The following is a 14,273-nucleotide window of genomic DNA, read 5'->3' on the forward strand; positions in this document are numbered from 1 at the left end:
AAATGAAAAACATCAGCTATTAGGCTGATGTTTTTTTGTTGTCTTAAAATGCTCAAATGATCAAACGAAATTTATCAAGTTAATAATTTTTTTAATAAAAGTATAAAGGAAAAAAAGCTTCTTAAAAGAATTGTATAACATATATATATATATATATATATATATATATATATATATATATATATATATACTGATAAAGAAAAATCGCCAATTGGCGAGCCTTTAGGCAAAGACAGAGAGGTCATAGCACTTATATTTAGTACCCAAAATTGGAAAATATATCAATTTTTCTTCTAGGCTACCAATATATACAGTCCTTAAAGTGGAAAAAAAGATTAAGAGCTGTATCGTTTGGAAAAAATGGTAAAGAGATAATAGTTGAAATTTTTCATGAAAGGAATATAATAATAGTCAAAGATAGTCAAAGTCAGTAAAGGTGGTAAATAGATGAAGAATATATCAGATATTATTGAACAATATCTAATGCACTACTTTGACATATCCGATAAAGATTATGTCGAGATAAAAAGAAGTGAAATAGCGAATAAATTTGATTGTGTACCTTCTCAAATAAATTATGTAATTAATACTAGATTCACATTAGAAAGAGGATATGTAGTAGAAAGTAAACGTGGCGGTGGAGGGTATATTCGAATTATTAAAGTGCAATTTCATGATAAAGCGAGCGTAATTGATCAAATATTAAGTAGCTTTACTAATAATATTGCACAGTCTAGCTCGGAGGACTATATTCGTCTACTACTTGAAAAAAATGTAATTACTCAGCGTGAAGCAAAAATGATGTTAAGTGTATTAGATCGTTCAGTAATAATGGTTAATTTACCTTATCGAGACGAGTTAAGAGCAAGAATGTTCAAGGCAATGCTAAGAAGTTTAAAGTATAAATAGAATATGGAGGTTGCCCATAATGATTTGTCAAGAATGTCAAGAACGTCCGGCAACATTACACTATTCTAAAATTATTAATGGTGAGAAAACAGATATTCACTTATGTGAGAAATGCGCAAATGAATCGAACAATAAATATATTTTTTCTGAAATAGGTGGTTATTCTGTAAATGATTTGTTAGCTGGATTGTTTAAAGGTAATACTGGTATTTATGAAATGAAGAAAAATAAATTTCATCAAGATTCCCAAATTGAATGTCCTAGATGTAAGATGACTTTTCAAAAGTTTACTAAAATTGGACGTTTAGGTTGTTCAACTTGTTATGAAACATTTATGGATCAGATGAAACCAATTGTTAAAAGAATTCATAGTGGTAATGTATCGCATACAGGGAAAATACCTCAAAAGATTAATGGGGCAATCTCCTTGAAAAGGAAGCTACAAGACTTGAAATCTCAAATGCAAAATTTTATTGATAAGGAAGATTTTGAGCAAGCAATTAAGATTCGGGATGAAATTCGTGAAATTGAAAAAGATTTACAAGCCCTTCAAAAGGAGGTGGAGTAAGTTACATGTCTATTAATCGAATTATTAATGAAGCGATTAGTCCATGGATGAAACAAGAAGGTCCAGATGATGATATCGTTTTAAGTAGTCGTATTAGGTTAGCTAGAAATTTCAGTGCATATTTGTATCCAACTTTACTTAGTCAAGACAAGGCTAAAGAAATTTGTCATTTAGTTAAACATTATTTTGAAGGTAGTACAGCTTTACCAAACGGACCTTTTGAATATATTGAAATTAATCAGTTAGAGCCAGTAGAGAAAAGAGTATTAATTGAAAAACACTTAATAAGTCCTAATTTAGTTCAAGAGTCGGTACATGGTGCATGTATATTATCTCAGGATGAACAAATTAGCATTATGATTAATGAAGAAGACCATTTAAGAATTCAAGCTCTATTTCCAGGTTTACAACTTAGAGAGGCACTTACTCAAGCGAATCATATTGATAATTATATAGAGAGTCAGCTTGAATATGCTTTCGATGAAACAATTGGTTATTTAACCAGCTGTCCTACTAATGTTGGTACCGGATTAAGGGCCTCAGTGATGATGCATCTTCCAGCACTGGTCATCACAAAACAATTTAACCGTTTAATTCCTACTATTAATCAACTTGGTTTAGTAGTAAGAGGAATTTATGGTGAAGGTAGCGAAGCATTAGGTAATATCTTTCAGATTTCGAATCAAATAACATTAGGGAAATCGGAAGAAGAAATAATAGAAGACTTAACGACAATTGTACAACAACTGATCAAACACGAGAAATCAGCAAGAGATGCACTTGTAAGAACTTCTTTAATTCTTTTAGAAGATCGAGTCTTTCGTTCTCTAGGTACATTGAAATACGGAAGAATAATAGAAACAAAGGAAAGTGCTAAGTGTTTATCGGATGTACAATTAGGGATTGATTTAGGTTTAATTGATGGTTTATCTAAAAACTTTTTACATGAATTAATGATATTAACTCAACCAGGTATTTTACAACAGTATGTAGGTGATCAGCTTACTCCCGAGGAAAGGGATATTAAAAGAGCATCACTAATACGCGAAAGACTATCTAACAAAAATAACTAATTATATAGGAGGAACCAATTATGATGTTTGGTCGATTTACAGAACGTGCTCAAAAAGTATTAGCTCTTTCTCAAGAAGAGGCAATCCGAATTGGACACTCAAATATAGGTACAGAACATATTTTACTAGGACTTGTTCGAGAGGGAGAAGGTATTGCTGCTAAGGCATTACTTGCACTTGGTTTAAGCCCAGAGAAAGTACAACAAGAAGTGGAAACTTTAATAGGACGTGGTCAGGGAGTTGCCCAAACTGTGCATTACACTCCTAGAGCTAAAAAAGTGATTGAATTATCAATGGATGAGGCTCGCAAATTAGGGCATTCATATGTAGGAACAGAACACATCCTTTTAGGACTAATTCGAGAAGGAGAAGGTGTAGCAGCAAGAGTATTAAATAATCTTGGTGTTAGCTTAAATAAAGCTCGTCAACAAGTTCTTCAATTATTAGGTAGCAATGAAAGCTCGTCTAATCATCAAAATGGATCTGCTAATCAAGCAAACACGCCTACATTAGACAGCTTAGCTCGTGATTTAACAGTATCGGCTAGAGAGGGTCGTCTAGATCCTGTAATCGGACGTGGTAAAGAAATTCAGCGAGTAATTGAAGTGTTAAGCCGACGCACTAAGAATAATCCAGTATTAATCGGTGAGCCTGGTGTAGGTAAAACAGCTATTGCAGAAGGATTAGCTCAACAAATTGTTAATAATGAAGTACCAGAGATTTTAAGAGATAAACGAGTAATGACACTTGATATGGGTACCGTCGTAGCTGGAACTAAGTACCGTGGTGAATTTGAAGATCGTCTGAAAAAAGTAATGGACGAAATTCGTCAAGCTGGAAATATTATTCTTTTCATTGATGAACTTCATACATTAATTGGTGCAGGTGGAGCGGAAGGTGCAATTGATGCATCTAACATCTTAAAGCCATCATTAGCACGTGGAGAGCTACAATGCATCGGTGCAACAACAATTGATGAATACCGTAAATATATCGAAAAAGATGCTGCATTAGAGCGTCGTTTCCAACCAATTCAAGTTGATCAGCCAAGTGTAGATGAGTCAATTCAAATTCTTCAAGGCTTACGTGACCGTTATGAGGCACATCATAGAGTATCAATTTCTGATCAGGCAATTATTGAAGCTGTAAAACTATCTGATCGATACATTACAGACCGTTTCTTACCGGATAAAGCAATTGATGTTATTGATGAGGCAGGTTCTAAAGTGCGACTACGTAGCTTTACAACACCGCCAAATTTAAAAGAATTGGAATTAAAATTAGAGGAAGTTCGTAAAGAGAAAGATGCAGCTGTTCAAAGTCAAGAATTTGAAAAAGCGGCATCATTAAGAGACTCAGAACAAAGATTACGTGAACAATTAGAAGATACGAAACGCCAATGGAAAGAGAAACAGGGTAAAGAAAATTCTGAAGTAACTGTAGAGGATATAGCGAATGTTGTATCATCATGGACGAATATTCCAGTTACAAAACTTGCTCAAACAGAGGCAGATAAACTGTTAAATATGGAAAGTGTTCTTCATAAACGAGTAATTGGTCAAGAAGAAGCAGTAGTAGCAGTTTCTAAAGCTGTACGACGTGCAAGAGCTGGATTAAAAGATCCAAAACGTCCAATTGGTTCATTTATTTTCTTAGGTCCTACAGGGGTAGGTAAAACAGAGTTGGCTCGAGCATTAGCTGAAACAATTTTTGGCGATGAAGATGCGATGATTCGTATTGATATGTCGGAGTATATGGAAAAACACGCAACATCTCGTTTAGTAGGAGCACCTCCAGGATATGTAGGATATGATGAAGGTGGTCAATTGACTGAGAAAGTTAGACGTAAACCTTACTCAGTAATTCTATTAGATGAAATTGAGAAAGCACATCCAGACGTATTTAATATTCTACTTCAAGTATTAGAAGACGGTCGATTAACAGATTCAAAAGGCCGCACAGTTGACTTTAGAAACACACTTGTTATCATGACATCAAACGTTGGAGCAAGTGCTTTAAAAACAAATAAATATGTTGGATTCAATATTAACGATGGAGAAAAAGATTACAAAGATATGAAAGGAAAAGTATTAGAGGAATTGAAAAAAGCATTCCGTCCTGAATTCCTAAACCGTATCGATGAAACAATCGTTTTCCATTCATTAGAGAAGAAACATATTAAAGAAATTGTTCACTTAATGGTTAATAGCTTAACGAAGCGTTTAAAAGAACAAGAAATCGAACTAGAATTATCAGATGCAGCAATTGATAAAATTTCAGATGAAGGATTCGATGCTGAATACGGAGCTCGTCCTTTAAGAAGAGCAATTCAAAAACAAGTAGAGGATCGTTTATCCGAAGAATTATTAAAGGGTAATATTGAAAAAGGCCGAAAAGTTATTCTTGATGTAAAAGATAATGAATATTTGATAAGGTCAGCGGCTGAAACTGTAAATCAATAAGCAATTACAAAGTTCATACCTTTTATGAAGGATAATTGAACAAATTAATTGTAAAGTTATCTAATTTGTGAAAAAGGGCGTGAAGCCCTTTTTCTTATATCAAAAAAGCGTTAGGATAGACTTAGAATACATACTCTATTAATATAGAAAATCATAGTAACAAAAGAGGTACTATACATATGGCTAAAAAGAAAACTAAATTCGTTTGTCAATCTTGTGGATATGAATCAGTTAAGTGGATTGGAAAGTGTCCTGCATGTAACGAGTGGAACACAATGGTTGAGTTTATAGAACAGCCTGCTAGTTCAAGAAGGCTAACGTTTAATACAAATGCTACAGTAGAAGGAACGAAACCAATTTCAATCATGGAAGTGGAAATAGGTACTGAAACTCGTATCGAAACCTCCTTCGATGAGTTTAACCGGGTTTTAGGTGGCGGTATCGTTTTAGGTTCACTAGTATTAATTGGTGGTGACCCGGGAATTGGCAAGTCGACGATGCTTTTACAGGTTTCCTCACAATTGGCTAAAAAGGATCATAAAGTTTTATATGTTTCAGGTGAAGAATCTCAGAAGCAAATAAAATTAAGAGCAGAACGACTAGGTGTCGCTACACAAAACTTATATGTTTTATCCGAGACAGATTTGTCTTATATTGCTCGATATATGGATGAGATGTCTCCTGATTTTGTTGTAATTGATTCGATTCAAACAATCTATTTACAAGAAGTAACATCTGCTCCTGGTAGTGTTTCACAAGTTCGAGAGTGTACTTCAGAATTAATGAAAATCGCGAAGACAAAAGGCATTCCGATCTTTATAGTAGGACATGTGACAAAAGAGGGATCAATTGCAGGCCCACGTTTACTGGAACATATGGTTGATGCAGTGTTATATTTTGAGGGTGAAAGACATCATACATATCGAATATTAAGGGCAGTTAAAAATCGTTTTGGTTCTACTAATGAAACGGGTATTTTTGAAATGAAAGAGTTAGGATTAGTAGAAGTGCTGAATCCATCGGAAATATTCTTAGAAGAGAGACCTTTTGGAGTAGCAGGTTCAACTGTTGTTGCTTCTATGGAAGGTACTAGACCTGTACTTGTTGAATTACAAGCACTTGTCTCTCCAACGAGCTTTGGAAATGCAAGGCGAATGGCAACAGGTATAGATCACAATAGAGTATCGTTAATTATGGCTGTATTAGAAAAGAGAATGGGCCTTTTATTACAAAATCAAGATGCTTATTTAAAGGTTGCCGGAGGACTGAAGTTAGATGAGCCAGCTGTAGACTTAGCTGTTGCAGTAAGTATAGCATCAAGCTTTCAAGATAAACCTACTAATCCAACAGATGTAGTAATTGGTGAGATCGGTTTAACAGGAGAAGTTCGAAGGGTATCTAGAATAGAGCAAAGAGTACAAGAAGCAGCTAAACTTGGATTTAAAAGAGCAATAATTCCATCAAAAATATTGGAGGATGGAGTTTTCCTGAAGGAATGGAAATAATAGGTATTAATACAGTACATGAAGCATTAAAATACGTGTTAGGAGGGTAGAGATGGAGGATCAAAAACAAAAAGCTAAATCAATGTTGCCAGTTTTAGAAATGATCGCTCCAGGTACACCATTGCGTGATGGCATTGATAATGTACTTAGAGCACAGACTGGTGGATTAATTGTACTTGGCTTTAATGATGAAACAAAAGAAATGGTCGATGGTGGTTTTCATATTAATGACCCTTTCTCTCCAGCTAGCTTATATGAATTAGCAAAAATGGATGGAGCACTCATTTTAAATGAAACAGGAACAAAAATCCTGTTGGCAAATGCACAATTGATACCAGATCAATCAATCTTTACAAAAGAAACTGGTATGCGTCATCGAACTGCAGAACGAGTATCAAGACAAACAGGAAATTTAGTAATTGCTATTTCGCAAAGACGTAATGTTATTACCTTATATAAAGGTAATTTGCGCTATACACTGCGAGATATTGGCGTAATTTTAACAAAAGCTAATCAGGCGATTCAGACTCTTGAAAAATATAAAATTGTGTGGAATCAAGGGATTACGTCACTTAGTATTTTAGAATTTGAAGAGCTAGTTACATTATTTGAAGTTGTAAATGTTTTACATAGTGTTGAAATGGTTCTTCGAATTAAAAATGAAATTAATAACTATGTAATTGAGCTTGGTGATGAAGGAAGACTGATTGAATTACAGTTAATTGAGATCATTTCGGACCTTGAGGAGGAGGCATTACTTTTAATAAAGGATTATCATTATAGTAAGGAACAAGATCCTAAAAGTATTTTGCAAAAACTTCAAGAACTGGCAAACGAAGAATTGTTAGAGGATCATGCCATTATTAAATTGCTAGGTTATCCGAATAATACAAATCTTGAGGAAATGGTTGAGCCTAGAGGGTATCGTATGTTGATGAAAATTTCTAGACTGCCGCCGCTAGTGATTGAAAATTTAACACAGAGATTTAAGCACCTTAAAGGGATCTACAAAGCTACTCTTGCTGAGTTAGATGATGTTGATGGAATTGGTGAAATTCGTGCAAAAAAAATCAAAGAAGGATTAAAACGAATTCAGGAGCAACTGTATATCAATAGACATAACTAAGTTATTTCGTCTAAGATAGAGTTAATTATTTATTTAAAGGAGGTGGCGAATTGATAAAGAGGATCGTTCAAGTTATTTATATTTTTGTCGGAAGTACTTTAGGTTTAGTACTTTTTCCACTATTAGATAAACTGTTGAAAACAGAGTTACCTAATATATTGCATAATTCTTATGTGCAGGCTTTAAGTGGGGCAGTGATCTTTTTTATTTTATCGCTTTGGTTAGTTGATCCAACAGTAACGTTTATCAAGTATATTGAGGAGAAATTATTAAAGGCTCCTATTTCAATGATTTTGTTTGGTAGTTTAGGACTTGTTTTTGGACTTATTCTGGCATTTCTTATTTCATTGCCAATTGACTCAATTAGATTACAGTATGTTTCATCAATTATTCAAATAGTTGTTACGATTTTATTAGGATATTTAGGTTTTCAAGTTGGGATTAAAAAGAGAGAAGAATTATTGAGTTTATTTACTTTATCTTCAAAGGCTAAGAAAAAGGCTGCTGAAGAGCAAGATGCATCGTTCGATATTCCAGTTAAAATTTTAGATACTAGTGTAATCATTGATGGTCGTATTGCTGATATTTGTCAAACTGGATTCATAGAAGGAACAATTGTGATTCCACAATTTGTATTAGCAGAATTACAATATATAGCTGATTCCTCAGATACGTTAAAACGAAATAGAGGACGAAGAGGATTAGATATTCTAAATAGAATCCAAAAAGAGCTAGCTATGAAAGTTGAAATCTACGAAGGGGATTTTGAAGATGTTCCCGAAGTAGATGCAAAATTAGTAAAGCTAACTAAATTAAAAAATGGTATTTTAGTGACAAATGACTTTAATTTAAACAAAGTAAGTGAACTTCAGCAAATTAAAGTTTGGAATATTAACGATTTAGCAAATGCAATTAAACCAGTAGTATTACCTGGGGAAGTATTAACTGCTTTTGTAGTAAAAGAAGGTAAAGAAAAATTACAAGGTGTTGCATATTTAGACGATGGTACAATGATCGTTGTAGAAGACGGTAAAGAATCAATTGGAAAACGAGTAGAAACAGTCGTTACGAGCGTACTACAAACTTCTGCAGGTCGTATGATTTTTGCAAAAGTAAAGTAAGTTAGAGGGGTATACGTAAAATGCAATATAAGGTCATCATTCCAGCAGCGGGTTCTGGCTCACGAATGGGTGCAGGCTATAATAAATTATTTCTAAAAATAGTTAGCTCGCCAATTATTGAATTAACTCTAAAAGTATTTGGCGAAGATTATCGTTGCAATGAGATTATCTTACCGATTAAAGAATCTGAAAAACAGTTCTTTGAAACTTTAAATTTGCCAAGCAGTATTCAAAATAAAATAACCTATGTAAAAGGTGGAGCAGAAAGGCAAGAAAGTGTTTATAATGGTTTGGTTTCAATTAAGGATACTGAAAGTTTTATTTTAGTACACGATGGGGCGAGACCATTCATAACAAATGCAGTGATTGAGCGGATACTTGAAAAGATGAATGAACATGAGGCAGTCATCTGTGCTGTTCCAATGAAAGATACAATTAAGAAAGTTATTGATTATGAAGTCGTTGAAACAATCGATCGTTCTACACTTTGGGGAGTACAGACTCCCCAAGCTTTTACATACAAATGCTTAATAGATGCGCATCAAAAAGCAATCGAAAATGGTTATTTAGGAACTGATGATGCAAGCTTAGTTGAATGGAACGGAAGTAAAGTTTTTGTGGTAAATGGAGATTATAACAATATTAAAGTAACAACTAAAGAAGATTTGTTTTTTGCTGAAACAATCTATGAACAATATAGAGGTTAGAAGGTGTTTACATGTTTAGAATTGGACAAGGGTTTGATGTTCACGCTTTTGCAGAAAATCGCCCGTTAATTATTGGTGGGATTGAGATTCCATACGAATTAGGTTTATTAGGTCATTCTGATGCCGATGTTCTTCTTCATACAATATCAGATGCATTGCTAGGGGCTATTGGTGAAGGAGATATAGGTAGACATTTCCCGGATACGGATCCAGCTTTTAAAGATGCTGATTCAGCAAAACTACTTCAACACGTATTTCATATTGTTAAGGATAAAGGCTATGAGTTAGTTAATGCAGATTGTACGATTATCGCTCAAGCTCCTAAAATGGCACCATATATCCAATTAATGAGAGAGCGAATTGCAGAACTGCTTGAAACGACATCTGATTGTATTAATGTAAAAGCAACAACAACTGAAAAATTAGGTTTTACAGGTAGAAAAGAAGGAATTGCATCCCAAGCGGTTGTATTGTTACAAAAGAAGGCTTAAACTAATAAAGTATATTAATTATTCAGTGGAGAGTGTCTATAAATGTCAAATAGAGTAAGAGTTCGTTATGCACCTAGTCCAACAGGTCATTTACATATTGGAAACGCACGTACAGCGTTATATGTATATTTATTTGCTAAGCATTTTAATGGTGATATGGTATTACGTATTGAAGATACTGATATAGAACGTAATGTTGAAGGCGGCGAAGAAAGCCAAGCGAAATATTTACACTGGTTAGGTATTGATTGGGATGAAGGTCCAGATAAAGGTGGCGAGTATGGCCCTTATCGTCAGCTAGAAAGACTAGACTTATACAAACAATATGCTAATGAATTAATTGAGAATGGTCACGCATACAAGTGCTATTGTACAGAGGAAGAGCTTGCAGCGGAACGTGAAGCGCAATTAGCCGCTGGTCATCCAACTACACGTTATAGCGGAAAATGCCGTCATTTAACAGCTGAAGAAAGAGCTGAAAAAGAAGCAGCAGGTGCAGAGCACACTATTCGTTTTGCAGTACCAGCAAATGATACGTATGAGTGGGAAGATATCGTTCGTGGAAATATTAAATTTGAATCAAAAGATATCGGTGACTGGGTTCTTGTTAAAAAGAACGGAATCGCTACTTATAACTACGCGGTAGTAGTTGATGATGCATTAATGAAGATTAGTCACGTACTGCGTGGGGAAGAGCATATTTCTAATACTCCTAAACAAATCATGGTATATCGTGCATTAAATTGGGATGCTCCAGATTTTGGTCATATGGCAGTAATTGTGAACGAAAACCGTAAAAAGCTTTCAAAACGTGACGAATCTGTATTACAATTTATTGAACAATATCAAAATCTTGGTTACTTACCAGAAGCGTTATTTAACTTTATTGCTCTTCTTGGTTGGTCACCAGTTGGTGAAGAAGAAATTTTCAGCAAGGATGAATTTATTAAAATTTTCGATCCTAGCCGTTTAAGTTCTGCTCCAGCTATGTTTGATAAGCAAAAACTAACTTGGATTAACAATCGATACATTAAAGAGCAACCATTAGAAAAAGTGGTAGAAATTTCATTACCACATCTAATTAAAGCTGGTTTTGTAAATGAAGAACGCACTGCAGATGAAAATCTGTGGGTTACAAATCTAGTAGCTTTATATCAAGATCAAATGAGCTTTGGTGCTGAAATTGTTGACTTATCAAGTTTATTCTTTAAAGAAGTATTAACATTCGGTGAAGAAGAGCAAGCTGTTATTTCTGAAGAGCAAGTGAAGGAAGTACTTTCAGCATTAGTTGAAGAACTTAAAGCTTCTGAAGAATTTACAGTTGATTCGATTAAAGCTGCAATGAAATCAGTTCAAAAGTCAACTGGACAAAAAGGCAAAAAGTTATTTATGCCAATTCGAGTTGCAACAACTGGTCAATGTCATGGTCCAGAATTACCAGCAGCGATGACTTTATTAGGGAAAGAAAAAGTTATTGCTCGTTTACAACAAATAATTGGTTAACATTTTGATTAATTTGTAATATATATAAGTAATATTCATATAGGTAAAATGTTGATAGGGAAAAGTAAATGGTTACTCGTTACACAGAGAGAATCACATTGGTGAAAGTGATTTTAACAGTAGTCATGGAAGTGCCCCCTTGAGTCCTTAGCCGAAAAATACGTTTTAGTAGGCTAAGGCGGTGGAAACCGTTACATTACATGAGTTGAGATAATTTATTTTATCTAAACAGAGTGGAACCGCGCATAAAGCGTCTCTGTGTATTTTATATACACAGGGACGCTTTTTATTTTTTATAGAGAAAAAATCAAATTCTTAATAAATTCTTTAAGGGGAAATGAAGATGCTAAAGTACATGAAGGAAGATGTAGCGACGATATTTGAACGCGATCCAGCCGCTACTAGCTATTTAGAAGTTATTCTTACGTATGCTGGTTTACATGCTTTATGGCTTTATCGATTTGCTCATTATTTCTATCGGAAAAAATGGCACTTTATTGCAAGAAGTATTTCACAGTTTGCTCGTTTTTTAACAGGAATCGAGATTCACCCAGGGGCGAAAATTGGTAGACGATTTTTTATCGATCATGGAGCAGGAGTCGTAATTGGAGAAACATGTGAAATAGGCGATGATGTTACGATCTATCAAGGAGTAACATTAGGTGGAACCGGGAAGGAAAAAGGTAAGCGACATCCAACCTTATTGAGTGGGGTACTAGTAGCTACGGGAGCAAAAGTTCTAGGATCAATCACAATCGGAGAAAATGCAAAAATCGGTGCAAATTCAGTTGTACTAAAGGATGTTCCAAATAATACAACGGTTGTTGGTATACCTGGTAAGATAGTTGTTCAAGATGGAATTAGAGTAAATAATCAATTTGATCACTGTGATCTACCTGACCCAGTGGCAGATCGACTACTACAACTAGAAGCGGAATTAGAAGAGCTAAGAAGTTTAATGAGAATATCTGAAAGGAAGTAAAACTATGGCAATTCAAATTTATAATACATTAACAAGGAATAAAGAAGATTTTAAGCCTATAGAAGAAGGCAAGGTCAAAATGTATGTATGTGGGCCTACAGTATATAACTATATTCACATTGGTAATGCAAGACCTGCTATTGTTTTTGATACAGTAAGACGTTATTTTGAATATCGTGGATATGAAGTAAACTATGTTTCAAATTTCACTGACGTTGATGACAAGTTAATTAAAGCAGCAAATGAATTAGGTTCAGATGTTCCAACTATAGCAGATCGTTTTATTAATGCATATTTTGAAGATGTTCAAGCGCTAGGATGCAAAACAGGAACGAATCATCCTCGTGTAATGGATAATATGGATATTATTATTGAGTTTATCGATGAGCTTGTAAAAAAAGGTTATGCATATGAATCTGAAGGTGATGTTTACTTCAAAACAAAAGAATTTAATGGTTACGGTAAACTTTCACACCAATCAATTGAAGACCTTCGAATTGGTGAAAGAATTGAAGTTGGTGAAAAGAAAGAAGACCCATTAGATTTCGCTTTATGGAAAGCAGCTAAACCAGGTGAAATATTCTGGGAAAGTCCGTGGGGGAAAGGTAGACCAGGATGGCATATTGAGTGCTCAGCAATGGCAAAGAAATACCTTGGAGAAACAATTGATATTCATGCAGGCGGTCAAGACTTATCATTCCCACACCATGAGAATGAGATCGCTCAGTCAGAAGCTTTAAGCGGGAAAACTTTTTCAAATTATTGGATGCACAATGGATACATCAATATTGACAACGAAAAAATGTCTAAATCATTGGGTAATTTTGTATTAGTACATGATATTATTAAAATCGTTGATCCTATGTTATTACGTTTCTTCATGTTATCAGTACATTATCGTCACCCAATTAACTATAGCGAGGAACTTTTACAAGAAGCTAAAAATGGTTTTGAACGTATTAAAACGGCTTACCAAAATAGTAAGCACCGTTTAGAAAGCAGTACTAATTTAACAGAAGATGACAATAAGTGGTTAAAAGAAATAGCAGATGAAAAAACCGTCTTCACAAAAGTAATGGATGATGACTTTAATACAGCCAATGCGATTTCAGTTTTATATCAATTAGCAAAATTGGCAAATCAATATTTATTAGAGACACATACTTCTACGAATGTATTAAATCAATTAGTAGCAACTTTTGATGAATTATCAAATGTACTAGGCATTACACTAGTTAAAGAAGAAGCAATGTTAGATGATGAAATCGAAGCATTAATTCAAAAACGTACAGATGCACGTAAAAATCGTGATTTTGCATTAGCGGACCAAATTCGTGACCAATTAAAAGAAATGAATATAATTATTGAAGATACTCCGCAAGGTATTCGCTGGAAAAGAGGATAACTTCATGATTGAAAGTAACCAAAATATTGATGCTAAACAACTAAACAGTTTAGCACTTGCTTATATAGGTGATGCTGTATATGAAATTTATGTACGTCATCACCTCCTTGAAAAAGGAACAGTAAGACCTAATCAACTTCACCGAGCAGCAACAAGATTTGTTTCTGCAAAAGGACAAGCTAAAGTAATTAGAGAAATGCTTTTTACTGAGATATTGTCAGATGAAGAAGTTGCAGTTGTTAAAAGGGGCCGTAATGCAAAATCAGGAACTGTGCCAAAAAATACTGATGTACAAACATATCGTTACGCAACCGCAATGGAAGCGTTAATTGGATACCATTATTTATTAAAAAATGAAGATAGACTCAATACAATTGTACATTTTGCGATTCAATTTATTGAGAATGATAAAGGAGCATAA

The 14,273-nt window shown here is 34.3% G+C and carries 12 protein-coding genes, 1 pseudogene and 1 other annotated feature; all 13 genes and pseudogenes read left to right on the forward strand.

Annotated features, from left to right (window positions below):
- The first annotated feature begins 447 nt into the window (after positions 1 to 447).
- The 13 genes and pseudogenes from EP747_RS21215 to EP747_RS21275 all read left to right on the forward strand — a co-directional run bounded on the left by EP747_RS21215 (position 448) and on the right by EP747_RS21275 (position 14,273).
- A complete protein-coding gene (locus EP747_RS21215; RefSeq protein WP_129692055.1) occupies positions 448 to 909 on the forward strand; it encodes a CtsR family transcriptional regulator in 462 nt (153 codons plus the stop codon).
- 19 nt (positions 910 to 928) lie between these two features.
- Positions 929 to 1,477, forward strand: a complete 549-nt coding sequence (locus tag EP747_RS21220) for a UvrB/UvrC motif-containing protein (RefSeq protein ID WP_129692056.1) — start codon at positions 929 to 931, stop codon at positions 1,475 to 1,477.
- A gap of 5 nt (positions 1,478 to 1,482) precedes the next feature.
- On the forward strand, positions 1,483 to 2,550 hold the full coding sequence (locus EP747_RS21225; RefSeq protein WP_129692057.1) for a protein arginine kinase: 1,068 nt from the start codon (positions 1,483 to 1,485) through the stop codon (positions 2,548 to 2,550).
- A gap of 20 nt (positions 2,551 to 2,570) precedes the next feature.
- The gene (clpC, locus tag EP747_RS21230; RefSeq protein ID WP_129692058.1) at positions 2,571 to 5,012 is read left to right on the forward strand and encodes an ATP-dependent protease ATP-binding subunit ClpC; all 2,442 of its coding nucleotides are present in this window, start codon (positions 2,571 to 2,573) and stop codon (positions 5,010 to 5,012) included.
- A gap of 179 nt (positions 5,013 to 5,191) precedes the next feature.
- A pseudogene (gene radA / locus EP747_RS21235) lies at positions 5,192 to 6,567 on the forward strand (DNA repair protein RadA).
- Positions 6,568 to 6,569: 2 nt separating this feature from the next.
- Positions 6,570 to 7,643, forward strand: coding sequence for a DNA integrity scanning diadenylate cyclase DisA (disA, locus tag EP747_RS21240; RefSeq protein WP_129692059.1), 1,074 nt, complete (start codon positions 6,570 to 6,572; stop codon positions 7,641 to 7,643).
- Positions 7,644 to 7,693: 50 nt separating this feature from the next.
- Entirely contained in the window at positions 7,694 to 8,764 is a 1,071-nt protein-coding gene (locus tag EP747_RS21245) for a PIN/TRAM domain-containing protein (RefSeq protein ID WP_098232286.1), read from the forward strand.
- 20 nt (positions 8,765 to 8,784) lie between these two features.
- Complete coding sequence (gene ispD / locus EP747_RS21250) at positions 8,785 to 9,471, forward strand: 2-C-methyl-D-erythritol 4-phosphate cytidylyltransferase (protein WP_129692060.1); 687 nt, start codon at positions 8,785 to 8,787, stop codon at positions 9,469 to 9,471.
- A gap of 11 nt (positions 9,472 to 9,482) precedes the next feature.
- Positions 9,483 to 9,962, forward strand: coding sequence for a 2-C-methyl-D-erythritol 2,4-cyclodiphosphate synthase (gene ispF / locus EP747_RS21255; RefSeq protein WP_056467343.1), 480 nt, complete (start codon positions 9,483 to 9,485; stop codon positions 9,960 to 9,962).
- Positions 9,963 to 10,004: 42 nt separating this feature from the next.
- A complete protein-coding gene (gltX, locus tag EP747_RS21260; protein WP_129692061.1) occupies positions 10,005 to 11,465 on the forward strand; it encodes a glutamate--tRNA ligase in 1,461 nt (486 codons plus the stop codon).
- A gap of 42 nt (positions 11,466 to 11,507) precedes the next feature.
- Positions 11,508 to 11,726: a binding site (T-box leader), on the forward strand.
- A gap of 82 nt (positions 11,727 to 11,808) precedes the next feature.
- Complete coding sequence (gene cysE, locus EP747_RS21265; RefSeq protein WP_097978211.1) at positions 11,809 to 12,447, forward strand: serine O-acetyltransferase; 639 nt, start codon at positions 11,809 to 11,811, stop codon at positions 12,445 to 12,447.
- 4 nt (positions 12,448 to 12,451) lie between these two features.
- The gene (gene cysS / locus EP747_RS21270) at positions 12,452 to 13,852 is read left to right on the forward strand and encodes a cysteine--tRNA ligase (RefSeq protein ID WP_129692062.1); all 1,401 of its coding nucleotides are present in this window, start codon (positions 12,452 to 12,454) and stop codon (positions 13,850 to 13,852) included.
- A gap of 4 nt (positions 13,853 to 13,856) precedes the next feature.
- Positions 13,857 to 14,273: a Mini-ribonuclease 3 gene (locus EP747_RS21275; RefSeq protein WP_129692063.1), complete on the forward strand. Its 417-nt coding sequence runs from the start codon at positions 13,857 to 13,859 to the stop codon at positions 14,271 to 14,273.

Source organism: Gottfriedia acidiceleris (assembly GCF_004138285.1).
GTDB lineage: Bacteria > Bacillota > Bacilli > Bacillales > Bacillaceae_G > Gottfriedia > Gottfriedia acidiceleris_A.

Bases quoted from the DNA above. Each gene is read 5' to 3' on its own strand.
- disA (WP_129692059.1), top strand. From the start codon at position 6,570: ATGGAGGATCAAAAACAAAAAGCTAAATCAATGTTGCCAGTTTTAGAA.
- cysS (WP_129692062.1), top strand. From the start codon at position 12,452: ATGGCAATTCAAATTTATAATACATTAACAAGGAATAAAGAAGATTTT.
- EP747_RS21275 (WP_129692063.1), top strand. From the start codon at position 13,857: ATGATTGAAAGTAACCAAAATATTGATGCTAAACAACTAAACAGTTTA.
- ispD (WP_129692060.1), top strand. From the start codon at position 8,785: ATGCAATATAAGGTCATCATTCCAGCAGCGGGTTCTGGCTCACGAATG.
- EP747_RS21215 (WP_129692055.1), top strand. From the start codon at position 448: ATGAAGAATATATCAGATATTATTGAACAATATCTAATGCACTACTTT.
- gltX (WP_129692061.1), top strand. From the start codon at position 10,005: ATGTCAAATAGAGTAAGAGTTCGTTATGCACCTAGTCCAACAGGTCAT.
- cysE (WP_097978211.1), top strand. From the start codon at position 11,809: ATGCTAAAGTACATGAAGGAAGATGTAGCGACGATATTTGAACGCGAT.
- clpC (WP_129692058.1), top strand. From the start codon at position 2,571: ATGATGTTTGGTCGATTTACAGAACGTGCTCAAAAAGTATTAGCTCTT.
- EP747_RS21220 (WP_129692056.1), top strand. From the start codon at position 929: ATGATTTGTCAAGAATGTCAAGAACGTCCGGCAACATTACACTATTCT.
- ispF (WP_056467343.1), top strand. From the start codon at position 9,483: ATGTTTAGAATTGGACAAGGGTTTGATGTTCACGCTTTTGCAGAAAAT.
- EP747_RS21225 (WP_129692057.1), top strand. From the start codon at position 1,483: ATGTCTATTAATCGAATTATTAATGAAGCGATTAGTCCATGGATGAAA.